Source organism: Ruegeria sp. AG1 (assembly GCF_056541705.1).
The window spans coordinates 1-25,118 of the sequence record NZ_JBQFYU010000010.1 but is presented as its reverse complement, the minus strand read 5'-3'; the positions used below and the strand labels follow the sequence as shown (position 1 = coordinate 25,118).

Genomic DNA, 25,118 nt, shown 5'->3' with positions numbered 1-25,118 from the left:
CGGTTCAACCCTCCGAGGACGCGCTGTTTTCAAGGACGAGAACGTCGCAGCCCGCAATGGCGTGCCCGTTCCACTCAACCGGATCGGCATTGTAGTTGATCAGGAACGTATGCTCGGCCGTTTCCCGAAGCCGCAAGCCCTCGGGCATCGGCTGCAGGGTAAGCCCGGTGTGGTGCGCCGCCAATCCGATGAGACGATCCCAGAGCGCCTCGTCGGGGAAACCCGCCAGATACCAAACGCCGTCCCCCGTTTTCACGGCAGGAGTCCCATCAGCAAATTGCAAGAGGTCTGCACCGTCTCCCGACAGGCGGTCGATCCAGTGCTGCGCCGCGCCGCCTCCTACCACCGGTCGTTTGACACTCGGCGGCAGGGTTTCAACCAGATCGACATGGCAATCGACGCCATCAAGGCCGGGGCGACCCGACAGAGGGATCTGGAAATCGCGGGTGATTGCGCCGCTGCGCGGGCCAAGTATGGCAAGCTCGCAGGCCTCTGCCAAACGTGTTTCCAACTCGGCATCGATAGTGGCTAGACCCGGCGCAAGGATAACCGCGTAACCTTTCGGCAGGTCTTGAGGTGAAACGATGTCCACCGAAAGCCCGGCGCGACGCAGAGCGCGATAGGCCGAGAATACCAGCCGGAAATAGTCAAAACCTGCGCCCTGCGGCTGCGTGGTCCACGCCCAATCCGAGGCATAGTCGAACAGGATCGCAACCTGCGCCTGTTTCTGGTGAACCGGACCGATGGCCTTCAATTCATCCGCCGTCTGGCGCGCCTCGGCCAGACCGGGGGCCGCGCGGCTGTCTGCTGTCAGCAATCCGGCGTGCATCTGCTCTTGCGCGAAGGGCGCTTGGCGCCAGCGGAAATAGCTCACCACCTCGGCCCCGTGGGCCACGGCCTCAAGCGACCACAGCCGGACCATGCCGGGCAGGGGGGCGGGGTTGTAAGGGGCCCAGTTCACAGGGCCGGGCTGTTGTTCCATCACCCACCAACGACCACCGCCAACCGCGCGATAGAGATCGTGGTGAAAGCCCTGCATATCCGGATCGCCCTGTTGCAGGAATTTGGCCTTGTGTTCGGCGTCATCTTCCAATCGGTCGGACAAGAAGCCGATCGGATAGCTGTCCCAGGTGGCGATATCGAGGTCCGCACCGACGTCGAAATGGTCGAACTCAAGCACACGTCCCATGTAGTTATGCGACAGCGGCGCATCGGTCAGCGGGCGCAATACATCGGCCTGAGCCTTGTTGAACGCCGCCACCTGGTCTGAACTAAAGTGTCGGAAGGCCAGAACATGGGCCGGGTTCGGTTCGGTTACCGTTAGGTTTGGCAGGTCGATCTGGTCAAAGTGGTCGTATTCCATCGACCAGAACACATTGCCCCAAGCCTCGTTCAGATCGTCGATGCTGCCATATTGATCCGCCAGCCAAAGACGAAACGCTGCCAGCGCCGGGGCGCTGTAGCTGATCGTGGTGTCGTGGCAACCGTATTCATTGTCGATTTGCCAGGCGGCGACGTGTGGATTGCGGCCATAACGTTCGCCAAAGATCCGGGCGATGCGGACGCACTCTTCGACATAGCCCGCATGGCTAAAGCAATAGTGCCGGCGCGACCCGAATTTACGCGGTTGGCCTTGGGCGTCGACGGCCAGCATGTCGGGGTGTTTGTCCAGCATCCAGCGCGGAGGTGTGGCCGTGGGTGTCCCCATAATCACCTTCAAACCGGCCGATCCCAATACCTCGACCGCGCGGTCCAGCCAGTCGAATTGCAGATCACCGGGCGAGGGTTCCAACCTGCTCCAGGCGAATTCGCCGATGCGCACCCAGCTCAAGCCCGTTTCGACCATGCGCGCGGCATCATCGGCCCAAACAGCCTCGGGCCAGTGTTCGGGGTAGTAGCAAACGCCAAGTTTGGGGGTCATAGAAGGACTCTGTGTTCCGGTTGGCCCTGGCCTGCGTTCGGCTCGGCAAAGGTCATTCCGTTCGTGGATTGTGTTTCAAGCGTCTCAGTACTTAGCCCTTCGCGGGCCGTCGTGCAGAACAGCGTCGTCAGATCGTCTCCGCCAAAGGCGGGGCAAGACGTTTGAGCGGCGTCAATGGTGACCGCGCGCAGGAACTTGCCCGTCGGATCATAGGCCGCGACCCGGCTCGCCCCCCATTGAGCGATCCAAACGTTCCCAGCGGAATCAACCACCGCACCATCCGGGTTCAAACCGTCTTCGTTCAGATCCAGAAAGACCGAAGGTTCCCCCTCAGGCCAGCCGGTTTCGGAGTTCAGATCCCACCGCATGACCTGTCGAGTCGCGGTGTCTGCGAAGTAGGCGCAGGACCGGTCCGGAGTGAAACAGATCGCGTTTGAGATGGTGATACCCGGCGCCAAACGGCGCAACTCGCCCTTGTAGAACCGGTAGATTGAACCAGCACCGGGTTCCGCGCTTTTGCCCATCGTCCCGATCCAGAACCCGCCCCACGGATCGGCGCGGCCGTCATTCGAACGGGTGACGGGATTTTCAGCCTCTAGCGGGACAACCAGTGACTTCTCACCCGTGGCCAGCGAAAACCGCCACAACCCGGATTCCGAGGCCATCAGCAGAGTGTCACGGTCCACCCAGCCTGCGGCTGAGACATATTCGTCGAAATCCCAGCTTTTCTGCGCCTCGTCCTCGCGGGTCAGAAGGCGTTTGCCGAGGATGTCGAACCAGAACAGCTGCTTCCGCTCTGGATGCCAGAGGGGACCTTCGCCCAGAATACACGGGCGGTCGTCGAAAGTGACGCTCATGCAACGGCCTCGTCATAGGCGGCTACGATCCGGATGGCGCGTTCCGAGATTTCCGCGATCTCCATGTCCGGCTTGAACAGGGCCGAGCCAATACCAAACCCGTCTGCGCTGGCTGCGATCCATTCGTCGAAATTGTCTGTACCCGCACCGCCAACCGCGAAGACCTGCGTGCCCGCAGGCAAGACGGCCCGCAACGCTGACAGACCCGCGGGGCCTGCCAAGGAGCCGGGGAACAGCTTCAAACCGGTTGCCCCTGCCTTGAGGGCCGAAAAGGCCTCGGTCGGGGTGAAGATGCCCGGCCAGGATTGCAGCCCCAGTTCGCGACTGCGCCGGATCACGTCCGGGTCGGCATTGGGTGAGACGATCAGCTTGCCGCCCACATCCCGTACGGCCTCAACCTGTTCGGGCGTCAGCACCGTGCCCGCACCGATCAGGGCGCGATCGCCGAACGCCTCGACCAGAATGCCGATGCTCTCAAGAGGATCCGGTGAGTTCAGCGGCACCTCGATCCGGTCGATCCCGGTTTCGATCAGAAGTCGACCGACTTTCTCGGCGTGCAAGGGGGTCAACCCTCGCAGAATGGCAATGATAGGGCGGCTCATACGGTTTCTCTTGTCATATTGCGGGCTTTGTTCAGCCCGGCCAGAGTGGATGCGGTGGCGTCGGCCATCTCAACAAACGCGCCTTGCGGTTGCAGCGCTTGCGCGTAGGCGGCCGATAGCCCCTCGGCCCCGATGATCGCGATCTGCTGACCCAGCCAATAGGGGCGTGAGGCCGCAAGTTCGGCCCCGATCAATAGCCCGGACAGACGTGCGCGGGCCGTGCTGCCATCCTGCCCGTGCAGCAGATCTGCCGCACGCAAGCTGAACAGACGGGCGGCAAGCTGTTCGGGTTTGGACAGAGTATCCTCGACAGCCTCGGCAAACGCGGCCTCGTCCCAGCCTTCACCTACCGAGTGCCGAAGGACCGATTGACCGCGCAGCAGGTCGAACACCTCTCCGGTCATGAATGTGCGGAAGCTGACGACCTCGTTCGCGCTGACCTGCACCCATTTTGTGTGAGTGCCGGGCAAGCAGATTACCCCATCCCAGTTGGGGTGCGTATCCAGAAATCCCGCGATCTGCGTTTCTTCGCCGCGCATCACATCCGGCGGGGACACCTGTTTCAAACCGGGCACGACAAAGGCGCGGATCCGAGGGTCGGTGGCGGGCACGCGGATCGGAACGCCCTGCACAGGCGCGCTTGGAACGGCGGCATAGGGCGCTTCAACCCATCCTTGGCGGGCACCGACCATGCCGCAGGCGACGACGTCGACAGGGGCACTGCCCAACCAGCCTTCGATCAATGCCAACAGGGCGTCCTCAAATCCGCCCTTGGAGACGCGCGCCATGCCCATGTCTGACTGGGCGTGGTCAATAGGGGTCGGCCCCTCCATCGCCCAGACGCGCAAGTGCGAGGTGCCCCAGTCCGTTGCGATCCATTCTGGTTTCATAACTCTACCCCGTTACCACGACGCCACCATCAGCAACCATGCATTGTCCGGTCATGGCGCGGCTGGCGTCTGAGGCCAGAAATAAGGTGGGTCCGATCATGTCGTCGGGCTTTAGATGTTCTTTCAGGCATTGGCGATCCAAATGTGCGGCGAGGTCTTCGGGGGTGGCCCACATGTCCATCTGCTTTTGCGTGAGAACCCAACCGGGGGCCAACGCGTTGACGCGAATGCCTTTCGGTCCAAGCTCACGCGCCAGCGAGCGGGTCATCCCGGTGATGCCGGCGTTAGAGGTCGTGTAGATCGGGTAGCCCGCATTGCCCATCATATAGCTGATCGAGCTGAAATTGATGATTGAGCCGCCTTGTTCCATCTGCCGTGCAGCTTCCTGACAGGCGAAGTAATAGGCCTTGAGGTTTACTTCGATCATCCAGTCCCAGAATTCGGGAGTGGTTTCATCCAAGCTGTGGCGTTGATCATTGGCGGCGTTGTTGACCAACACGTTGATCGGGCCATGCGTTTCGGCTGCCTTCTGCATCGTGGCGTGCAGCAACTCGGTGTCGGTCATGTCACCTTGCAGAAACAACGGCGCGCGGCCGTGTTTTTCGTGCATCTCGTCGACAAAAGCGCTGGCATCTGACCGACCGATAAAGGCCACATGCGCCCCTTGCGCCATGAAGCCGTCGGTCAGCGCCGCGCCGACGCCCGAGCCGCCGCCGGTGATGTAAACCGAGGCACCGTTGAGGTCATGGAATGTGGCGGGTTGGGTCATCAGTGGCTCTCTCTGGTCACAAGGCGGGTGTCTTTGCCGACAAGGAAATCAAGATCGGCGCCCTGATCGGCTTGCAATACGTGGTCGATATAGAGTTTCGCATATCCGCGTGTGTAATGCGGATCATCCGGTTGCCACGCAGCACGGCGCGCGTTCAGTTCGTTTTGATCGACCAGTAATTCCATCTGACCCTTGCTGGCCGAGATGCGAATACGGTCGCCGGTTTTGACAAGCGCCAGCGTGCCGCCGGCCTGCGCCTCGGGGCTGACATGCAGGATCACGGTGCCATAGGCGGTGCCGGACATGCGCGCGTCCGAAATGCGGATCATGTCGCGCACGCCCTGCTTCACCAGCTTGGCGGGGATCGGCATGTTGCCGACCTCGGGCATACCCGGATAGCCCTTGGGCCCGCACCCTTTGAGCACCAGAATGCTCTGCGGTGTCACCGGCAGATCGTCACGGTCGATATTGGCCTTGAGGTCCTCGATATTGTCAAAAACAAACGCTTCGCCTTCGGTCTCAAGCAGCTCATCGGTTGCTGCCGAGGGTTTCACGATGGCCCCGTTCGGCGCAAGGTTTCCGCGCAGCACCCGCAGGCCAGCGGCGGGTTTCACCGGATCATTGAAGGGGCGAATGACGTCTGTATTGAAACACTCAGCCCCTTCATAATGGGCTGATAAGTCTTTGTTCAGCACTGTTTTGGCGGGGCGCAGGAAGGGTTTGAGTTCATTCAGAACCACCGGCACACCGCCTGCATAGCAGAAATCCTCCATCAGGTATTTGCCCGAGGGCATGCAGTTTACCAGCAGGGGGATTTCCGACCCGATTTCAAAGTCTTTCAGCGTCAGGTCCACTCCGACCCGGCCTGCCAGCGCCAGAAGATGCACCACCGCGTTGGTCGACCCTCCTACGGCGGCATTGGTCAGAATGGCGTTCTCGACCGCTTCTTTGGTCAGAATGTCCGAGGGTTTTAGGTCTTCCTCCACCATCTCCACAATGCGTTTGCCGGTCAGATGCGCCAGCGCCATGCGGCGCGCATCAACCGCCGGAAGGGCGGCGTTGGTGGGCAGGGACATGCCCATCGCCTCGACCAGTGAGGCCATGGTGCTGGCCGTGCCCATGGTCATGCAGACCCCCGCGCTGCGCGACATGCCGGATTCCGCGTTCATGAAATCCTTCAGCGTCATCTCGCCTGCGCGGACTTCCTCCGAGAACTTCCAGACATCGGTGCCCGACCCGATATCCTTGCCCTTGAACTTGCCGTTCAGCATCGGTCCCGAACTGACCACGATGGACGGCAAATCGACCGAGGCCGCGCCCATCAGCTGCCCCGGTGTGGTCTTGTCACATCCGCCCAGCAGCACAACGCCGTCGATGCCATAGGCGCGGATCGATTCCTCGACATCCATCGCCAGCAGGTTGCGGAACAGCATGGCGGTGGGTTTCATCTGGGTTTCGCCAAGCGACATGACCGGGAATTCGACCGGGAAACCTCCGGCCTCCCACACGCCGCGTTTGACGCCTTCGGCCAGATCGCGCAGGCCCGAGTTGCAGGGCGTCAGCTCGGACCATGTGTTGCAGATGCCGATGATCGGGCGACCGTCAAAAGCGTGATCGGGGAAGCCCTGATTTTTCATCCACGAGCGATGGATAAACCCGTCTTTGTCGAGTTTTCCGTACCAATGCGATGAGCGGCGATTCTTTGTCATTCTGGCTTTGGTTCTTTGGCTGGGGCTGGAATTGAGGTTCGTGATGAATTGAAGATCATGCGGCGCGAAGTGGGCGGCACCAGTCAGGCAGCCAGTCCGAATGCGCGGTCAGTAGGTCCGTGACAAGGCTGCGGATTTGGCGCAGGTCCAGTTCGGCCGCGGTATGCGGATCCATCATGGCGGCATGGTAGATGTATTCGGCGTTTTGCTCGGTCAGCGCCCGGACGGTTAGCTCTTGCACGTTGATCTGCGTGCGCATCAGCGCCACCAGCTGCGGCGGGATGTCGGTAACGATTGAGGGCTGAACGCCGTTTGAATCGACCAGACAGGGGGTTTCTACCGCAGCGCCCAAGGGTAATTGCGGGATCTGACCCGTATTGGGCAGGTTTCCATAGGCCGTATAGGGAGTGTCTGTGACGACGGCGTTCATCAGATCCGCTGCGAATTCGTGGCTGCGAATAACCGAGACATCGCGCCCGTCTGTCAGTGTCTTAGCCTGTTCTTTCCAATCCGCGACCTGCTCGACACAGCGGGTTGGGTATTCATCCAGCGGGATCGAGAACTGCTCAATCAGGTCTTGCCGCCCGTCCTTGATGAACCACGGCACATATTCTGCCAGATGTTCCGAACTCTCGGTGCAGAAGTAGCCCAAGTGGTCCATCACCTCGTACCGCACCTTATTGGGGCAGCGTGGCATCAACAGAGGTGGTTTCGGCAGAGAACCATGGGCATAGCCCCGGCGCAAGGCGGGATACAGGTCGCGGCCCTGATGATCCAGCCGCAGGAAGAAAGCCACATGGTTCACGCCTGCGACCTTGTAGCGGATCTCATCCTTGGGCAGGTCCAGATCATGGGCAAGTTCTTCGACTGTATTCTGGACCGAATGGCACAGGCCGACATGTTTCAGGTCCGGGAATTGCTCGGCCAGAGCCCAGGTGTTGATCGCCATCGGATTCACATATTGCAACAGCGTCGCGCTGGGGCAGAGCTGCATCATATCCTGTGCCACGCCCCACAGAACTGGAACAGTGCGTAGCCCGCGCATGATCCCTCCGATCCCGAGCGTATCTGCGATGGTCTGGCGCAACCCGTATTGCTTGGGGATCTCGAAATCCGTCACCGTGCAGGGTTCATACCCGCCGACCTGAAAGGCGGTGATGACGAAATCAGCCCCCTTCAACGCCGCGCGGCGGTCGGTGTGGGTCGTCACCGTAGCTCCGGTGCCGACTGAACGGATCATGGCCCGCGCCACGGTTTCGCTTTCAGCCAGACGCTGCGGGTCGATATCCATGAGCGCGAAATGGCTGTCGGCGAGGGCAGGGGTCAGCAGCGCATCGCCCACAATATTACGCATAAAGATCGTGGAACCCGCGCCGATAAAGGTGATTTTGGTCATTTTGCAAAACTCTCGTTTGGCGTTATTTAACAGCTCCAAGGGTCAAACCCGCGATGAAGTGTTTCTGCATCAGGAAGAACATGGCCACGGGCGGCAAGGCGGCAACGAGGGAACCCGCGCTCATCAGTTGATATGCCGCGCGGTACTGCGCGTTGAAGCTGGTGATCCCGGCGGTCACAGGTTGGCTTTCGGCCCCTTGGGTGAGGACCACGGCCCAGAAGTAGTCGTTCCAGATGAAGGTGAAGATCAACACGCTTAGCGCCGCGATGGCGGGTTTCATCAGGGGCAGGACCACGTACCAAAAGATACGGACCTCACTGATGCCCTCGACCCTTGCAGCTTCGATCAGCTCAAAAGGCAGAGCGCGGATGAAGTTGCGCATGAACAGCGTGCAGAACCCGGTCTGGAACGCGATGTGGAACAGGACCAGCCCGGTTTTGGTATTGTAGAGGCCAAGCTCCAAAGTAAGGTCGCGGACTGGAACCATGAGGATCTGGAACGGGACAAAATTGCCCGCCACGAACATGAAGAAGATCCACAGGTTCGACTTGAATTTGTAGATCCCCAGCGCGAACCCGGTCATGCAGCTGAGCGCAACCGCCCCTATCACCGTTGGAATGGTGATCATGAATGAGTTCAGCAGATATCGCGGCATGTCCGAGTTGAAGAAGACCTGCCCGTAATTAACCGCGCCCTCAAACCGGGACGGCAGGCCCCAGTAGTTTGCGTTGGTGAAATCCGCCTCGGGCTTGATTGAAAACAAGGCGACAGCAAGCAAGGGACCGAGCCACAGCAGCAGGGCAATGGGCAGCATGGCCTGATAGGTGATCTGCGCCGCGCGGGGTTGTTTTTCGATGGGTTTGGGAAACATCTCAGTGCCCCCTTTCTTCGCGGTACATCGACCACAGGAAGTAGGCGATGAAGCACAGCATGATGAGGAACAGGATCACAGCGATGGCGGCGCCATATCCCATGCGGAAGCCGTATTCGGACAGGGCGACCTCGAACATGTAATAGGCCAGCACGCGGGACGACCCGAACGGCCCACCTTGCGTCATGATGGAGATCAGATCGAAGGACCGCAGAGCGCCAATGATCGTTACGACAAAGGCGATAAACGTGGCGGGGCGCAGTTGCGGCAGGATGATGTGCCACAGCATCCGCCCTCCCTTTGCACCGTCCAGACGTCCAGCCTCGATCTGTTCGGGGTCCACGGCGTTTAGGCCGGTGAGATACAGGATCATGCAATAGGCCGTCTGCGGCCACAGGCCAGCGACGATGATGCCGTAAGTGACCAGTTTTTCATCTCCCAGCACATTCAGCGGGCCAAGACCAAAGAAACTGAGGAATTCGTTCAGTAGCCCGAATGTCGGATCGTAGAACCATGTGAAAACCAGCCCGACAACGACCTGAGAGATCACGAACGGAAAGAAAAATAGAGACTTGTAGAGTCGAATGCCCCAGACCGTCTGATTCAGGAACAGGGCGATGAACAGGCCCGCGGGGATCGCTGCGAGATACAGGATCAACCAGATCAGGTTGTTCTTGAGCGAGATATAGAATGCATCGCGATCCACCCACTCCCAATAGAGGTCCTCGTAGTTGCGGAAACCAACATATTCAGCAGCGCCCAGCCCATCCCATTCATAAAGTGACAGGTTGAAGGACTGAAAGACCGGGATGATCACATAGACCATGAAGAACAACAGGCCCGGCGCAAGAAAGAGCCAAGGCGCGATGCGTTGTTGGTTGCGATGGAACCAGCTTTCCTGTTCCGGTGTGTCGACGGCTGACATGGGCTATCTCGGATCTGGGGGCGAAGGCGAGCTTCAGCTCGCCTTGCAATTGAGGAAGGCGTAGGCCGGGTTTTCACCCGGCCCCTGCCAGATCAGTTGTCGTAGATACGGCTACGAGCGCGTTCCAGTTTGGCTAGAATCTTGTCCAGATTGTCGGGCTTGACCATGAATTCCTGGAAGCCTTCCATCGAGACCTTGGCCATTTCAGCTGGTGCGTCACGATCCCAGAACTGTGCGACACCACCGGGGCTGTTCGAGGACAGCATGGTGAACCCTTGCTGCAGGAACTTGTCGTCATCCACCGAGGATTGCGCGTTGACCGGAAGCTGGCCCAGGTTGGAACCGTTGTTGATTTCGGTCTGAACGTCCGGAGACACGACGAAGCGCAGGAACTCACGCGCGGCTTCCTTGTTCGACGCGTTGGCCGGGATGTGGAACGTATCGGTCGGGGCGTCCTCGGCCAGTTCAACATCAGGGTTGATCGCGACAAACTGGTAGAAGTCCAGCTGATCGTCGCTCAGACCTGCTTCGCGCAGAGGTGCAACAGCGAAGTTGCCCATCAGATAGGCGGCGGCGTCTCCGTTCACCATGAAGGGCAGGGCTTCCTGCCAGCTATAAGTCTGGTGGTTGTCAATGAAGGCACCCATGTCGACCAGCTGCTTCCAGTTGGCGAAGGTCTGCTTGACGCGGTCGTCTTCCCAGCTGATTTCACCATTGGCGAGCTGGTTGTGGAAGTCGAACCCGTTGGTGCGCATGTTCAGATAGTCGAACCAGCCACCTGCGGTCCACAGGAACTTGGTCCCGATGGTATAGCAGGCACGGCCCGAATCGATGATCTTCTGGCAGTTCGCCAGCTCTTCTTCCCAGGTAGTCGGCTCGGTCAAGCCCAGTTCGTCAAAGATGTCTTTGCGGTAGTAGACACCCCACTGATAGTAGGTATAGGGCACGCCCCACTGCTTGCCATCGAGGGTCATCGCGCCTTTGGTCGAGGCTAGGTTTTCGGCGATCTCAGGTTCGGCCCATAGGTCCGAAACATCTTCGAACAGACCCGCCTCAACATAAGGCTTCATGCGGTTTGCGGCATACCATGTAGCAACATCCGGAGTATCAGCCGTCAGGAAGTTGCGGATCTGCGTCTTATACGCCTCGCGGTCGATCACTGTGGTTTCAATGGCCAGATCCGGGTGCTGAGCCTGAAACTGTTCGATCATCGCTTCCATCGTCGCACGTGGCGCCGGGTTCGAGGTGTCAAGAAAGATGCGCAGTTCGCCGGTCAGTTCGGCGGCAACGGGTGCAGCTAGTGCCACACTCGCCGCCAGTGCGGCAGCGGTGCGCTTGAACATGGAATGCATGGTGTCCTCCCTTAGCTTCCATTTTAGTTCCAAATAATGAAACCGTGTTTTATATATTGAAAACTACACATCGACTCGGCTAGTCTTGTCAAGACCCTCGTGCAAACACTGTGGTTGAACGGGGGTCAAACGGAGGAGAACACACACCCGTGGCTGGTGACGGAACAATAGGCAAAGCATGCGATGTGCTGGAGCACGTGGCCTCGTTCGAGCGCCCGGTGCGGTTCGCGGAACTGCTGGAGAGCAGCAGCTTTCCCAAAGCGACGCTCTATCGCTTTCTGCAATCGCTGACCAATCAGGGCATGCTGGCCTATGAGCCAGACCGCCAGACCTATTCGCCGGGTCTCCGGCTGGTCCGTCTGGCGCATACGGCGTGGACGCAAAGCTCTCTGGCCCCTATTGCGCGGCCGTTTCTGGATACGCTCAGCTCCGAGACGGGCGAAACGGTGCATTTGGCGCAGCTGGATTCCAATCAGGTTCTGTATGTCGACAAACGCAACGCGGCCCAACCGGTAGAGATGTATTCTCAAGCCGGCAAAGTCGGCCCGGCCTATTGCACGGGCGTCGGAAAAGCGATGATGGCGTTTCTGGATGGGCCCGCATTAGATCGCGCCGTATCCCAGCAAAGCTATCACCGTTTCACGGACAAGACGCTGACCTCGGAGGCGGCGTTGCGGGCGGATCTGGAACTGATTCGCAGCCGAGGCTACGCGATCGACGACGAAGAGCATGAACCCGGCATTATCTGCGTTGCCTGTCCCGTTCTGACTTCCGGTGGGCGCGTTTTGGGCGCGATTTCCGTGACCGGTTCAACCGGGCGGATGGATTTCAATCAACTAGAGGCCTGGGTCCCTCGGGTGCGGCGCGTTGCCGACCAGATCGCGACCGAGGCGCAGGCTTGGCGGTTCCCTGAAACCCGCCCGAATGGACAGAACAACAGGATGCAATCGACATGACAGGTGTAACGCTCAATCAGGCGATCAAACGCTACGGCCAGACTCAGGTGATCCACGGGATTGATCTGGAAATCGAAGATGGTGAATTCTGTGTGTTCGTCGGCCCCTCGGGCTGCGGCAAGTCAACGCTGCTGCGAATGATTGCAGGGCTCGAGGAAACATCGGAAGGCCAAATTCATATTGGCGCGCGCGAAGTGACCCACATGGATCCGGCAAAACGCGGCGTGGCGATGGTGTTCCAGACCTACGCTTTGTACCCGCATATGACGGTCGCCGAGAATATGGGTTTTGGCCTGCGCATGAACGGCGTTCCCAAGGCAGAGATCGACCAGAAGGTTCAGGACGCCTCCAGCATTCTGAAACTGGATCAATACCTGAAACGCAAGCCCAAGGCCCTGTCCGGTGGTCAACGTCAGCGAGTTGCCATCGGGCGTGCGATTGTGCGCGGCCCCGAAGTGTTCCTATTCGACGAACCGCTCTCCAATCTCGATGCCGAGCTTCGGGTGGAGATGCGGGTCGAAATCGCGCGCCTCCATCAGGAGATTGGCGCTACCATGATCTATGTGACCCACGATCAGGTCGAAGCGATGACAATGGCCGACAAAATCGTCGTGTTGCGCGATGGCCGGATTGAGCAGGTGGGCGCGCCGATGGACCTGTACCGCGATCCGGACAATCGCTTTGTGGCGGGCTTCATCGGCTCGCCAGCGATGAACTTTCTCGACTGCGACTATGCAGACGGCCACGTCACGCATCCGGCCCTTGGTCAACCGTTGCCGGTATCGGCCCAAGTTCCGGCTGGGGTAAACAAGGTGACCCTTGGCATGCGGCCCGAACACATCCAGATCGACCGCAGTGCCGACACCTGCACCGTTGATTTGACCGAGGCGCTTGGGGGCGTGTCCTATTCCTATCTTCTGACCCCGAATGGCGACAAGCTGATCGTTGAAGAACGGGATGACCAACGCAGCACTACAGGCGAGAAGATCGGGATCACGGTCCAACCCGAACGTGCCATGGTGTTCGACCCTGAGACTGGCGTTCGGTTTAGGTAGCAGCGATTCAAGTTCAACTGGGGTGTTTTGAGCGCAGGTTTAGGCTTGACCGAAACGGGGTCGTTCTCTGAACTGGTCCAAACGAGGCCAGTCGGCCCGACTCATTTCGAGTAGAGAGGCCTCATGCGCAGCGTCAAAACCGTCCACGTGATCTCGGCCCATGCGGAAGGCGAGGTGGGCGACGTCATCGTCGGTGGCGTGCAACCACCACCCGGAGAAACCCTGTGGGACCAACGCACATTCATTGCGCAGGATCAGAGTTTGCGCAATTTTGTGCTGAATGAGCCTCGCGGCGGCGTCTTTCGCCATGTCAACCTGCTGGTCCCTCCGAAACATCCGCAGGCGGATGCGGCGTTCATCATCATGGAGCCGGAAGACACGCCGCCCATGTCGGGGTCAAACTCGATCTGTGTCTCCACTGTTCTTTTGGACAGCGGTATCATCCCCATGCAACAGCCGGAAACCCATATGACACTCGAGGCTCCCGGCGGTTTGGTACGGGTCCGGGCAGAGTGTCGGGACGGTAAAGCCCAGCGTATCTATGTGCAAAACCTGATAAGCTTTGCCGACAAGATCGCGGCTCCTCTAGAGGTGCCGGGCCTCGGCACCCTTACCGTGGATACGGCCTATGGAGGGGATAGTTTCGTGGTGGTCGATGCCGAGGCCTTGGGGTTCGAAATTGTCGAGGCCGAGGCCCGCGATATCGCTCGTCTGGGCGTTGCCATCACCAATGCCGCCAATGATCAGCTTGGCTTTACCCACCCGCAAAACGCGGCTTGGGATCATATCTCCTTCTGCGCTTTTTGCGGGCCTTTGAAGACAACCGAAACCGGACTCACAGGGAAATCCGCCGTTGCGATCCAGCCCGGCAAAGTTGACCGCTCGCCAACGGGAACGGCGGTCTCGGCGCGCATGGCCCTGATGGCGGCGAAGGGCCAGATGAAGGTCGGTCAGACTTTTGAGGCCGTCTCGATCATCGGATCGCGTTTCACCGGCCGGATTGTCGAAGAAGCCAAGGTCGGGGACCGTGCGGCCATCATCCCCGAGATTAGCGGCCGAGGCTGGATCATTGGCGTTCATCAGCACATGCTGGACCCGGATGACCCATGGCCCGGCGGATATCGGCTAAGTGATACCTGGGGCGTTGGGCGCTGAAGGGCGTGCAATCACAGGCCCATCGGCGTGTTTTTCCCCTACCGTGGCAATTTGCACCCCCAGTAGACGATTGATCCCAACGCAAACCTGATTTAAGGGAAGCCCTGTCAAATCAGAGTCACTCAGGGGTGTTATGTCATTCGCGCCCCTCCCGCGCCGCAATAAAGCGGCCCAAACTCTTGCAGCGATTGCCCCTTAAAGGCTTAAAAAAGGTGAAAGAATATGGCAGATAAATCGAACTTCGACATATTGTATACCATTGTAGACGAAGCGCCCGAGCTGGCCAGCGCCTCATTCCTGCCCATCATTCGCAAATTCGCCTCGGCGGCGGGTGTCAGCGTGGGCACTAAGGATATTTCGCTTGCAGGCCGTATCATTTCGACCTTCCCAGAAAAGCTGACCGACGCGCAACGCATCACAGATGATCTTGCCGCATTGGGCGATCTGGTGAAAACGCCCGACGCTAACGTGATCAAACTGCCCAACATCTCGGCCTCGGTTCCTCAGCTTGTCGCCGCAATCGAAGAGCTGCAGTCGCAGGGTTACGACATCCCCAACTACCCCGAAGAGCCTTCGAGTGACGAAGAAAAGGCGATCCGCGCGCGCTATGACGCGATCAAAGGCTCGGCGGTGAACCCGGTTCTGCGCGAAGGCAACAGTGACCGCCGTGCGGCGCGGGCGGTGAAGAACTACGCCCAGAAGAACCCTCATTCGATGGGGGAATGGGTGTCGGACAGCAAGACCAAAGTGTCCTCGATGTCCGGCAACGATTTCTACGCCAATGAGAAATCGGCGACGATCACAGCGGCACAAGCCGGTGACGCGAAGATCGAATTTGTCGGCAAAGACGGCAGCGTGACCGTGCTGAAAGACGGCTGGCCGTTGGAAGAGGGCACCGTTGCCGATGCGACCTTCATGTCGGTCAAAGCGTTGTCGGCCTTCCTGGCCGATGCCATCGAGGACACCAAGAAAGACGGCACCATGTTCTCGCTTCACATGAAAGCGACGATGATGAAGGTCAGCGACCCGATCATCTTCGGCTATGCCGTTCGCGCGTGGCTGGCTCCGGTGTTCGAGAAATTTGGCGCAGAGCTTGAGGCTTTGGGTGTTAACCCGAACTCGGGTCTTGGGGATCTGCTGGACCGCGTGAAGGACAATGCCGACATCGTGGCTGCAATCGACGCCCTCAAGGGTGACCGTCCATCCATGTATATGGTCGACTCGGACCGTGGCATTACCAACCTACACGTCCCGTCCGATGTGATCATCGACGCCTCCATGCCCGCCGTTATCCGCGCAGGTGGCAAAGGCTGGGATGAAACCGGAGCCAAAGGCGACACTAATTGCGTGATTCCTGATCGCTGCTACGCGTCGGTTTATGACGAATCCATCAACTTCTTCAAAGCCAATGGTGCGCTGAACCCGGTCACTGCCGGTGCGGTGGCCAACGTTGGCCTGATGGCGCAAAAGGCCGAAGAGTACGGCTCGCACCCGACCACGTTCCAGGCACCTGCGGATGGCACAATCCGCGTCGTTCTGGCCAATGGCGAAACGTTGCATTCTCATGAGGTCGAGGCCGGAGACATCTGGCGAGCCTGCACAGTGAAAAAAGCGCCCATCGAGAACTGGATCCAACTGGCGATGGATCGTCAGCGCCTGACCGGATCCGAGGCGATCTTCTGGCTGGACGCAAACCGCGCGCATGATGCGGAGTTGATCCAATATGTTAAGCCCGCGCTGGAAGCGGCTGGTGTTGCTGATAAATTCCTGATCATGGCTCCGCGTGAGGCGACACGTCAGTCGCTGGAGACTATCACCGCTGGCAATGACAGCATTGCCATCACCGGCAACGTGCTGCGTGACTATCTGACCGACCTGTTCCCGATCCTCGAGCTGGGCACCTCAGCAAAGATGCTGTCGATCGTCAAACTGATGAACGGCGGTGGTCTGTTCGAGACCGGCGCAGGCGGGTCCGCTCCGAAGCACGTGCAGCAGCTGGTTGAAGAAAACCACCTGCGGTGGGATTCGATGGGCGAATTCTGTGCGCTGGGTGAATCCCTGAACTTCCTCGCCGACAGCAAGGGCAACGCCAAGGCAGGTGTTCTGGGTGCTGCGGCCGAGGCGGCAACGCAGGGCATTCTGGACAACAACCGGTCCCCCAGCCGTAAGGTCGGCCAGCCGGACAACCGTGACAGCCACTACTGGTTCGCGCGCTATTGGGCCGAAGCGCTGGCCGCGCAGTCGGATGATGCGGAACTGGCAGCTGAATTTGCCCCGCTTGCAACTGCTCTGGCCGACAAGGAAGAGCAGATTCTGGGTGAGCTTGCCTCGGCCCAGGGTGGGGCTGCCGATCTGGGTGGCTACTACCACACCGATCCTGCCAAAACCGCGGCTGTGATGCGTCCGAGTGCGACTCTGAACGCCATCATCGGCTAAGAAAACGACCTGCGCCCTAGTGGCGCGGGTCCTTCCCACTGGTTCGGAGACCCGACCAGTTTTTCCTTTTGCTTCAGACTGTTGCGAAACTTTTCCCGCAAGACATGACTAAAACTGCATGATCTACGGGATTTCCCCAATACACTGATCCGTCCCCGCTTGATAACTTGTCCAAGACAAGAGATTCACCGGTGAGGCCTTCGGGCCTATCACTCACTCGAAAATGGCCAGCATTTGGGGTGCTGGCCATTTGCTTGTCTGAAATCTGCTCGCGCTTAGCTGGATCGAACGCGCCTTTGCGGTGCCACGCGACTTTTATGCAGAAATGAAAAAGCCAGCCCCAAGAAGGACTGGCTTAAACATGATTGTTCGACGTTTAGCCCCGAAGGACTTTGCCTGCCGCGTCAAAGGGCGGCTCGTGCAGGATGGTGGCTTTGTGAGGTTGGCCCAGAACCATTACCTCAACCTCGTCTCCGGGTTTGGCGTTTTTGACGTAACCCAAGGCCAGCGACATGCGGACGGTATAGCCATAGGTGCCCGAGGTGACCCGACCAATGCCTTCGCCGTCCTTGAAGATTGGCTCACCGCCAGTGGCGTCCGCGTTGGAGGCCGTCACGTCGGCCTCATCCAGATGCAACAAGACCAACTGTTCACGTGCAGGGTTTTCCAGCACTTTCTGGGCGGCGTCCTTGTTGAGGAAGTCTTTCTCGAACTTGCACAGACGGTCCAGACCCACCTCATGCGGCCAGTATTCGGGGCTGTATTCCCGGCTCCACGAGCCATAGCCCTTTTCCACGCGCATCGACATCAGGGCACGACTGCCAACCGGGCCTGCGCCGAACTCTTTGCCCGCCTCAAGCAGAGCATCGTAAAGGCGCGCCTGATCTTCTGTCTTGCAGTGCAGCTCCCACCCCAGATCGCCGGTGAAGGAGACACGGAGGGCCAGAAGCTCAACGCCTGCCAGCTCAATCTTGGCGGAACGCATGAAGGGGAAGTCCTCATTCGCTAGCGACGTGTTGGTCATCCGCTGCAGGATCTCACGCGATTTCGGACCGGCGACGTTGAAGCCGCACATGGCCTCGGTGTTGCTTTCGAATGTGGTGCCTTCGGGCAATGGGACCTGTTTGAAGAAGCGCTTGTGATAGCGCTCTGCCATGCCCGATCCGATGATCCAGAACTCATCCTCGGCGACGCGGGTGACGGTGAAGTCCCCGGCAATGCCACCGCGTTTTGAGATCAGCGGAGTCAGGCAGGACCGGCCAACCGCTTTGGGCATGTTGTTAGCGAAGACCGCATTCAGCCAATCCGCAGCGCCGGGGCCTTTGCAGATGTATTTGGCAAAGTTCGAAATATCGATGATCCCCGCACGCTCGCGCAGCATCTTGCATTCTTCGCCAACCGGGGTCCACCAGTTCTGACGAGTGAAGCCGTTTGTATCCACGACACCCGGCTCATCAGCGAACCAAAGCGGGTGTTCCCAACCGACGTTCAGGCCAAAGACAGCGCCCATGGCTTTTTGGGTTTCGTAGATGGGGCGCACGCGGGCAGGGCGGCCTGCGCTGCGTTCTTCGTTCGGGAAGTGAATGGCGAAACGGTGCGCGTATTGGTCTTGCACCTTGGCCTTGGTGAATTCCTTGGTGGCCCAGGTGTCAAAGCGCGCCATGTCCCATGCGAACATGTCGTATTGGGTTTCACCTTCGATGATCCACTGTGCCGCCATCAGGCCCATGCCGCCCGACTGCGAGAATCCGGGGATAATGCCGTTGCAGCAGAAATAACCATCAACCTCGGGTACTGGTCCCATCAGCACGTTAGAGTCCGGAGACCAGATCATCGGGCCGTTTATTACGCGCTTGATCCCGGCCTCAGCCACGGCGGGCAGGCGTTCGATCGCGTTCATCATGTTCTCTTCAATCCGCTCCAGATCGTCTGGGAACAGGTCATGGGCGAAATCCAGAGGTGTGCCTTCCTCGGCCCAGAACTTCATGTCCTTCTCATAGGCCCCAACGAGCAGGCCGTTACCTTCCTGGCGCAGATAATACTCGCCATCGCGGTCCGAGACAGAGGGCAGGCGGGTGCCGTGGCCTTCGACGTCAGACATCGCCTCGGTCACGAAATACTGGTGTTCGGTGGGCTGCAGCGGCAACTCGATGCCAGCCAGCTTGGCGACTTCGCGGCCCCAGAGGCCTGCCGCGTTGACGACCCAAGGCGTTTTGATGTCACCTTTGGGCGTTTTGACGATCCAGGTGCCGTCTTCCTGCTGCTCAGTCGCGGTGACAGGGGTGAAACGATGAATCTCGGCCCCGCGCTGGCGGGCACCGACCGCATAGGCGTTGGTCACGCCCGACGGGTCAACGTTGCCTCCATCGGGTTCGAACATCACACAACGTATGCCTTCGTAATTGACCAGCGGGTTCAGTTTTTGCGCCTCTTCAATGCTGATCTCGTAGAAATTCATTCCATAGAGCTTGGCCTTTGCGGCCTGCAGTTTCAGCTGGTGTTCCCGCTCTTCGGTCTGGGCCAGATACAGCGAGCCGGGCTGGAAGACACCGCAGCTTTGGCCGGTTTCTTCCTCCAGCGAGTTATAGAGGTTCATCGTATAGTGCTGGATGCGGCTGATATTGGTGCTGTCATGCAGACCGTGAATGTTGGCTGCCGCATGCCAGGTTGATCCAGAGGTCAACTCATCCCGCTCCAGCAGGACCACATCGGACCATCCCAATTTGGCCAAATGGTAGAGGATCGAGCAACCGATCACCCCGCCGCCGATAACTACCGCCTGTGCTTCTTCGCGCATTTCATCTTCCTGATTTGCTGTGTCATGTCAGAACCGGTCTTTCGTTAAGAATATGTCGATTCAGACCCATAACTGTTCTAAACGCGTCAACTGAGAACCCGGTTTGACCAGACACGCAGCCTGCATTCACTTCTTGGGGATACTGGGCGCCGCCGGGTACCGCGTTTTATTTCACTTAGACTTTGCCGACATTGCTCAGAACTCCAGTCTGTGGGCGCGGCCATAGTCAGCCAGCCGTTTGTTCAGATTACCTGCCTCTGGGTGGCCGGACTCCAGCGCAAAGACGAAGGCGTGGGTTAGATAGAAACAGGCGGCATCAATGTCCTGGGCCAGCTCTCGTTCGTCGGCGGCAATCGTGTACAGGCGCACAAGCGCCTCTTGGTCGCAATTGGCATGTGCCTCTAGCAGTTCACGGTCTAAGGCTTCGCGATCCATGGCGATCCCTTTAGCGAAATGGCGATGTTTTTGGTGCGAACATAGTTGTAGAGCGCCTCAAGCCCCTTTTCGCGACCGAAGCCGGATTTGCCGACGCCACCGAACGGGGTCGAGACACCTCCGGCGAACCATTCGTTGACAAAAACCTGACCTGCCCGCAATTTGCGCGCCACCCGATGGGCACGGGCGAGATCACGCGTGAAGATGCCCGCGACCAAACCGAATTCGGTGCCATTGGCCATGGCGACGGCTTCTTCTTCGGTATCGAAGGGCGTGAAGCAGGTGACGGGGCCAAAGACCTCCTCCTGCGCGATGCGGCTGGCGGGGTCGACATCGGCCAGAATGGTCGGAGCCATGAAATACCCCTTGCGATCCAGTCGCGCACCACCGGCTGCGACCCGCGCACCGTCCTGACGGGCGGTTGAGGTGATCTCTTCCACGCGCTGCAGCTGCAGGCTTGACACGACCGGCGTATGATCGGGGTTCTCAAGCCCGTGACCGACGCTTAGGCCATTGGCCAGCGCAGCCGCACGTTCCACGGCCTGATCGTAGATTGAGCGATGCACCAGCACGCGGGCCATGGCAGAGCAAACCTGACCGGCATTGTAGAAAATACCGCTTTTCAGGCTGGACATTAGCGTATCCATATCCGCGTCGTCAAAGGCCACAGCTGCGGATTTGCCGCCAAGCTCCATCAGCGATGGCACCACGTTGTCTGCGGCCGAGCGCAGGATATGCTGGCCGGTTGGGACTGATCCTGTAAAGACGATCTGATCCACCTGCGAACTCGCCACCAGTTTGGCGCCCAGATCTGAGCCGATACCGTTCAGGATCGACACCGCACCGGCAGGCACCTCGGCCCGTTCCAGCGCCACGCCCAGCATCGACAGCGCAAGCGGGTCCAGCTCGGGCGATTTGATGATGGTCGAGTTTCCCGCCGCCATAGACGGCGCGAGTGAACGACCGGCGATCGAAACAGGGAAGTTCCAAGGCACGATCTGCGCCGACACGCCGTAGGGTTCAAATACAGTGAAATCAGCATAGTCTGGGCCCAGCGGGATCGACTTGCCCTCAATTTTGTCCGCGACGCCGCCGTAATATTCGAAATACTGAGCCGCCTCGATGAACTCATCCCGAGCCGCATCCAGCGTTTTGCCGCTCTCACGGCACAGCAACTCAGCCCCTTCATCCGCGAGGTTGCGGATTTCCTGCGCGATGCGGATCATCAGGCGGCCACGCTCGGGCGGTTTCATGTCTGCCAGATCACCGCGATCGAACGAGACGCGTGCGGCCTCAAGCGCCTGAGCCAACGACCCTTCACCGGCTTGCGCGCAGTCCGCCACGTGATCCTGATTGCCGGGATCTTCCACCGCGATGGAGGCGCCCTTGTCGCCCTCCACCCACGACCCGGCCAGGAAATTCCTGGCCAAGCCGTCGTTCAGAAAAGTGGTCATGCCTCCGCGCGTGCCTTTTCGATCTGCGTTGCAACCCAATGGTGGAAGCAATGGGTGGGGCCGTCCATTGCGGGCGAGAAGCGACCACCATCAAATTTGACGCCATGGCGACCTTTCTGCATGCCTTCGACAACGAAGACGTCTTCTTCAAACACGGTTTTCCAAAGCGCCGCGTTTTGCGCGCGCAGGCCTTCGTGCTCGGGGCTGTCTTCGGGTTTCTGGGCATAGTACAGCTCAATCCGCTCGTTCGACCGCTCGTGAGTGATCGGGTCGATGATGAAGGCAAAACCGTGGTCGCGTTGAACGCCCAACAGGGTATTGGGGTAGACCACGATATACTCCGCGCCTTCGTGCCACTTCTCGCTCAGGCCATCAAAATCAGCCAGTTTCGAGCCGTCTTCCCCTTCGAACTGACGATACACAAGGGTGCCCTGACCCGAGTATTTGCCGAGCTCGTTGATGTTGTAGTGGTCTTCCAGACGGGAATAGCTATTCAAACCGGGGTGAACCCAGGGCAGGTGGTAGCTTTCGCAGAAGTTTTCGACCGCCAGTTTCCAGTTCGAATCCAGCTCAAGCTGGACCGACGCGCCAGCGCCGCCGTGATACATAGGTTGTTCGAACTCTTTCCAACGCTCCATCAGCTCGCCGTGAACTTCTTCAAACTCGGGGGCGTTGCCGTCGACGTTAACAAAGATCACGTCGCGCCAGACGTAGGAACGGATGCGGATCAGACCCAGTTCCGAGAAATCCAGATCTTCGTGGGTATTCTGACCAGGGCCACCGACATGAGGGGCGGTGCGCAGCTCACCGTTCAGGCCGTAGCACCAGCTGTGGTAGGGGCAGCGGATGGCGCCGCGGATTTTCTGAGGCTTGTCGACCAGGATCATGCCACGGTGGCGGCAGGTGTTCTGGAACACGCCAATCTGACCGTCGCGATCACGAACCATCAACATGGGCATGCCAAGAAAATCAATGGGATAGGCATCTCCTGCCTCAGGGATATCCTTGCCGAAGCCGATCCCGGACCAGTTCGCAAACAGGACCGAGTCGCGTTCCTCGGTAAACACTTCAGGGTCGATATAATGCGCGTTCGGCAGCCCCTTTGCTGTGTTTACCGGGGTCAGAACAGACGAAAGCGGTGCATGCTTGTTCATCAGTCACTCCTAAGACTTTTGAATTGGCGTTTTCTAGGCTCCCATTGGCAGCGCAGAGGCCCTGCATTCAATACTAAAAATCCTAACCGATAGATGAGCGGAGCTAAACCGAATTCTCCTCAAGCTCATTCAGCAGCCATTCTTTCAAGGCCAGCGCCCCTTCTGACAGGCTATCGTTTTCCCGTTCAACCAGATAGAAATTATGCGGCGCAGGGATGTTGAAGTCCTCTAAAGCCACAAGTTTCCCAGAATCCAGCATGGGTTTTAGCAAACGCTTCCAGCCGAGGGCGACTCCAGCGCCCTTTCTGGCAACCTGCAGGGCCAGAGCATAGCTGCTTACACGCGCTTGCGTCTGAATACTCTCATTAAACCCTAACGCCTGAAACCAGTCTGTCCATGTGGTCCAGTTGCTGTGTTTGGTTGCAAGGTGAATCAGGCGGTGTTCGGTCAGGTCCCTGAGGTTGGCCCCTTTGAGATCTTCCGCCAGTTCGGGGCTGCAAACCGGTGTCAGGATATCCCGATACAGCTTGGTATGCGGCAGAGAGACATTCGGGTCTTTGCCGTATCGAATGAAAAAGTCCACGTCAGAACGATCTGCGAAATACGTGTCCTCGGCCATTTGGTTCACTTTTACGTGCGGATAGTCCTGCCAAAACCGAATGACCGACGGGGAAAGCCACAAGGCGGCAACTGCTGTTGTGGACCCTACGGTGACATGATTGTCGGAATCCCCACTGCGAATCTGCTCAAGAATTTTCGAGATTTTCAGGAAAGAACTTCCCAGTGCCTCTAGCAGCGCGGCGCCATCCTCGGTCAGTTCAACGCCGCGATGTTTACGTATGAAAAGCGGGGATGCCAGCTCGGTCTCCAGCGCTTTGATCTGATGACTGACAGCGCCGGGCGTGACGGACAATTCGCTTGCAGCAACCTTGAAACTGAGGTGCCGGGCGGCTGCCTCGAAGGCAGAAAGCGAGGCAAGCGGAGGCAGATTGTAGTGGCGTCGCGACATGAGGGATACGTGGCTCTGAGATTTTTGATTGAGCTACCTTCACCTGAGTGCGAAAAATATTGCAATTGAAAACTATCTTTTTTTCTGCAGTTTTGCGCCCGATTAAGTTCCGCCTTTCTCCAAAGGCGGTATTGCAGTTCTTTGCCGTCCCTACGAGGCGCGCCCCGACCCAAGCCAGGTAGTAGTCAACACCAAGGCCGACACAATGACCGCGTTTCTGCGGTTCTTTTCGGCGGAAGATAAGATGAGTAGCCCGATGAACACTCAGAAAGCGCGTCTGATCCGAAAAACTGAACTCAGCTCGGACACTTCGGATTTCTGCTTCGAAATTGAACAGGGGCGTTTCACCGGACTTGAACCCGGCGCGCACGTGGATATCCACCTTTGTGACGATCTGGTGCGTCAGTATTCTCTCTGGAGTTGGAGCCAGGACGGTCGCACCCTGAACGTCGCCGTCAAGCGCGAGGATGGTGGTCGCGGTGGGTCGCTGGCCATGCACGCCTTGGAAGAGGGGGTCGAGGTCGCCATCGGAGGTCCGCGTAACCACTTCAAGCTTGAAAGCCATGATCGCCACGTGACCCTTATTGCGGGCGGTATCGGTGCCACCCCGATGGTCGCCATGGCCCGAGAGCTGCTGAACCGGGGTCAGGATTTCCGGGTCTACTATCTGGTCCGATCCAAGGACCTTGCCGCGATGGATGACAAGTTTCGCGCTTTGGGTCTGGATGAGTGGTACCATCTCCATTGCGACGACAAAGATGGGCAGTTCGATTTGACCGCCGTCATGCAATCCATGCCGATGGGCGCTGATGTCTACACATGCGGTCCGGAACCGATGCTGAACGCGGTCCTCGAGTCTGGTAGCGCTCTACGCGGAGGGGCCATCCACTTCGAGCGTTTTGCAGCTGCTTCCGATATCGAACACGCGCCTAATGACAGCTTTGAAATCGAGGTCCAGTCGACGGGCGCCGTTTTCAAAGTGTCGAAGGATGAAACCATTCTCGACGTCCTAAGAACCAATGGGGTTCATGTGGACTTCGGTTGCTCTGAAGGTCTGTGCGGGTCGTGCATGGTGGACGTCGTCGAAGGTGAGGTGGACCACCGGGACGGCATACTGACACCCGAGGAGCAAGCCTCGAACAGCTTTCTATGCACCTGTGTATCCAGAGCAAAATCCGATCGTTTGGTACTAGCACTCTAAGAAAGTAACCTGACAGCAAGCCGGATTTTTCCGGCGCGCAACGCCTGCAAAAAACGCAAAATGGGAGGAAATTGATGTCGATTAAAGAACCGTTTACGGATTTGGACATTAAGACCGCGGATAGCGGTTTTTATGAGAATAACAGCGTTCCGATTGCGCTGATCAGTAAGGGTG

The 25,118-nt window shown here is 58.7% G+C and carries 20 protein-coding genes; 5 read left to right on the top strand and 15 right to left on the bottom strand.

Annotation, left to right across the window (positions count from 1 at the left end; genetic code table 11):
* Nucleotides 1-4: 4 nt before the first annotated feature.
* The 10 genes from ACR0B5_RS15555 to ACR0B5_RS15510 form a co-directional block, all read right to left on the bottom strand.
* On the bottom strand, nucleotides 5-1,921 hold the full coding sequence (locus ACR0B5_RS15555; RefSeq protein WP_480541618.1) for a beta-galactosidase: 1,917 nt from the start codon (nucleotides 1,919-1,921) through the stop codon (nucleotides 5-7).
* Nucleotides 1,918-2,778, bottom strand: a complete 861-nt coding sequence (locus tag ACR0B5_RS15550; RefSeq protein ID WP_425085377.1) for an SMP-30/gluconolactonase/LRE family protein — start codon at nucleotides 2,776-2,778, stop codon at nucleotides 1,918-1,920. The genes ACR0B5_RS15555 and ACR0B5_RS15550 overlap by 4 nt, the downstream gene beginning before the upstream one ends.
* Nucleotides 2,775-3,380: a 2-dehydro-3-deoxy-6-phosphogalactonate aldolase gene (locus ACR0B5_RS15545; RefSeq protein ID WP_480541616.1), complete on the bottom strand. Its 606-nt coding sequence runs from the start codon at nucleotides 3,378-3,380 to the stop codon at nucleotides 2,775-2,777. The genes ACR0B5_RS15550 and ACR0B5_RS15545 overlap by 4 nt, the downstream gene beginning before the upstream one ends.
* Nucleotides 3,377-4,270, bottom strand: a complete 894-nt coding sequence (locus ACR0B5_RS15540) for a 2-dehydro-3-deoxygalactonokinase (RefSeq protein WP_480541614.1) — start codon at nucleotides 4,268-4,270, stop codon at nucleotides 3,377-3,379. The genes ACR0B5_RS15545 and ACR0B5_RS15540 overlap by 4 nt, the downstream gene beginning before the upstream one ends.
* Before the next feature lie 4 nt (nucleotides 4,271-4,274).
* Nucleotides 4,275-5,039, bottom strand: a complete 765-nt coding sequence (locus ACR0B5_RS15535; protein WP_480541612.1) for an SDR family NAD(P)-dependent oxidoreductase — start codon at nucleotides 5,037-5,039, stop codon at nucleotides 4,275-4,277.
* The gene (locus ACR0B5_RS15530; protein ID WP_480541610.1) at nucleotides 5,039-6,748 is read right to left on the bottom strand and encodes an IlvD/Edd family dehydratase; all 1,710 of its coding nucleotides are present in this window, start codon (nucleotides 6,746-6,748) and stop codon (nucleotides 5,039-5,041) included. Before ACR0B5_RS15530 ends, ACR0B5_RS15535 begins: the two co-directional genes overlap by 1 nt.
* A 55-nt stretch (nucleotides 6,749-6,803) precedes the next feature.
* Complete coding sequence (melA, locus tag ACR0B5_RS15525) at nucleotides 6,804-8,144, bottom strand: alpha-galactosidase (protein WP_480541608.1); 1,341 nt, start codon at nucleotides 8,142-8,144, stop codon at nucleotides 6,804-6,806.
* A 22-nt stretch (nucleotides 8,145-8,166) separates the two neighbouring features.
* Nucleotides 8,167-9,015 (bottom strand): carbohydrate ABC transporter permease, encoded by an 849-nt coding sequence (locus ACR0B5_RS15520; protein WP_170377452.1) that lies wholly within the window; start codon nucleotides 9,013-9,015, stop codon nucleotides 8,167-8,169.
* A gap of 1 nt (nucleotide 9,016) precedes the next feature.
* Nucleotides 9,017-9,940 carry a carbohydrate ABC transporter permease gene (locus ACR0B5_RS15515; protein ID WP_170555117.1) on the bottom strand — a complete coding sequence of 308 codons (924 nt, stop codon included), beginning with the start codon at nucleotides 9,938-9,940 and terminating at the stop codon, nucleotides 9,017-9,019.
* Nucleotides 9,941-10,032: 92 nt separating this feature from the next.
* Entirely contained in the window at nucleotides 10,033-11,292 is a 1,260-nt protein-coding gene (locus ACR0B5_RS15510) for an ABC transporter substrate-binding protein (protein ID WP_170377456.1), read from the bottom strand.
* A gap of 149 nt (nucleotides 11,293-11,441) precedes the next feature.
* On the opposite strand from ACR0B5_RS15510, the gene ACR0B5_RS15505 reads away from it, so the two are divergent.
* The 4 genes from ACR0B5_RS15505 to ACR0B5_RS15490 all read left to right on the top strand — a co-directional run bounded on the left by ACR0B5_RS15505 (nucleotide 11,442) and on the right by ACR0B5_RS15490 (nucleotide 16,894).
* The gene (locus tag ACR0B5_RS15505) at nucleotides 11,442-12,248 is read left to right on the top strand and encodes an IclR family transcriptional regulator (RefSeq protein WP_170667152.1); all 807 of its coding nucleotides are present in this window, start codon (nucleotides 11,442-11,444) and stop codon (nucleotides 12,246-12,248) included.
* Nucleotides 12,245-13,303 carry an ABC transporter ATP-binding protein gene (locus tag ACR0B5_RS15500; RefSeq protein ID WP_209250735.1) on the top strand — a complete coding sequence of 353 codons (1,059 nt, stop codon included), beginning with the start codon at nucleotides 12,245-12,247 and terminating at the stop codon, nucleotides 13,301-13,303. Before ACR0B5_RS15505 ends, ACR0B5_RS15500 begins: the two co-directional genes overlap by 4 nt.
* 123 nt (nucleotides 13,304-13,426) lie before the next feature.
* The gene (locus ACR0B5_RS15495) at nucleotides 13,427-14,458 is read left to right on the top strand and encodes a trans-3-hydroxy-L-proline dehydratase (protein WP_480541606.1); all 1,032 of its coding nucleotides are present in this window, start codon (nucleotides 13,427-13,429) and stop codon (nucleotides 14,456-14,458) included.
* A 222-nt stretch (nucleotides 14,459-14,680) separates the two neighbouring features.
* Complete coding sequence (locus ACR0B5_RS15490) at nucleotides 14,681-16,894, top strand: NADP-dependent isocitrate dehydrogenase (protein ID WP_480541604.1); 2,214 nt, start codon at nucleotides 14,681-14,683, stop codon at nucleotides 16,892-16,894.
* A 376-nt stretch (nucleotides 16,895-17,270) separates the two neighbouring features.
* On the opposite strand, the gene ACR0B5_RS15485 is transcribed toward ACR0B5_RS15490, so the two are convergent.
* From ACR0B5_RS15485 to ACR0B5_RS15465, 5 genes are all read right to left on the bottom strand, one after another.
* Complete coding sequence (locus ACR0B5_RS15485) at nucleotides 17,271-19,691, bottom strand: GcvT family protein (protein ID WP_480541602.1); 2,421 nt, start codon at nucleotides 19,689-19,691, stop codon at nucleotides 17,271-17,273.
* A gap of 195 nt (nucleotides 19,692-19,886) precedes the next feature.
* Entirely contained in the window at nucleotides 19,887-20,126 is a 240-nt protein-coding gene (locus tag ACR0B5_RS15480; RefSeq protein WP_480541600.1) for a hypothetical protein, read from the bottom strand.
* Nucleotides 20,108-21,580: an aldehyde dehydrogenase family protein gene (locus tag ACR0B5_RS15475; RefSeq protein WP_480541598.1), complete on the bottom strand. Its 1,473-nt coding sequence runs from the start codon at nucleotides 21,578-21,580 to the stop codon at nucleotides 20,108-20,110. Before ACR0B5_RS15475 ends, ACR0B5_RS15480 begins: the two co-directional genes overlap by 19 nt.
* Entirely contained in the window at nucleotides 21,577-22,734 is a 1,158-nt protein-coding gene (locus ACR0B5_RS15470; protein ID WP_480541596.1) for an aromatic ring-hydroxylating oxygenase subunit alpha, read from the bottom strand. Before ACR0B5_RS15470 ends, ACR0B5_RS15475 begins: the two co-directional genes overlap by 4 nt.
* A 103-nt stretch (nucleotides 22,735-22,837) precedes the next feature.
* Entirely contained in the window at nucleotides 22,838-23,743 is a 906-nt protein-coding gene (locus ACR0B5_RS15465; protein ID WP_480541594.1) for a LysR substrate-binding domain-containing protein, read from the bottom strand.
* Nucleotides 23,744-23,948: 205 nt separating this feature from the next.
* Here ACR0B5_RS15465 and ACR0B5_RS15460 point away from each other — a divergent pair, with 205 nt between their 5' ends.
* The gene (locus ACR0B5_RS15460) at nucleotides 23,949-24,944 is read left to right on the top strand and encodes a PDR/VanB family oxidoreductase (protein ID WP_480541592.1); all 996 of its coding nucleotides are present in this window, start codon (nucleotides 23,949-23,951) and stop codon (nucleotides 24,942-24,944) included.
* The last annotated feature ends 174 nt before the right edge of the window (nucleotides 24,945-25,118 follow it).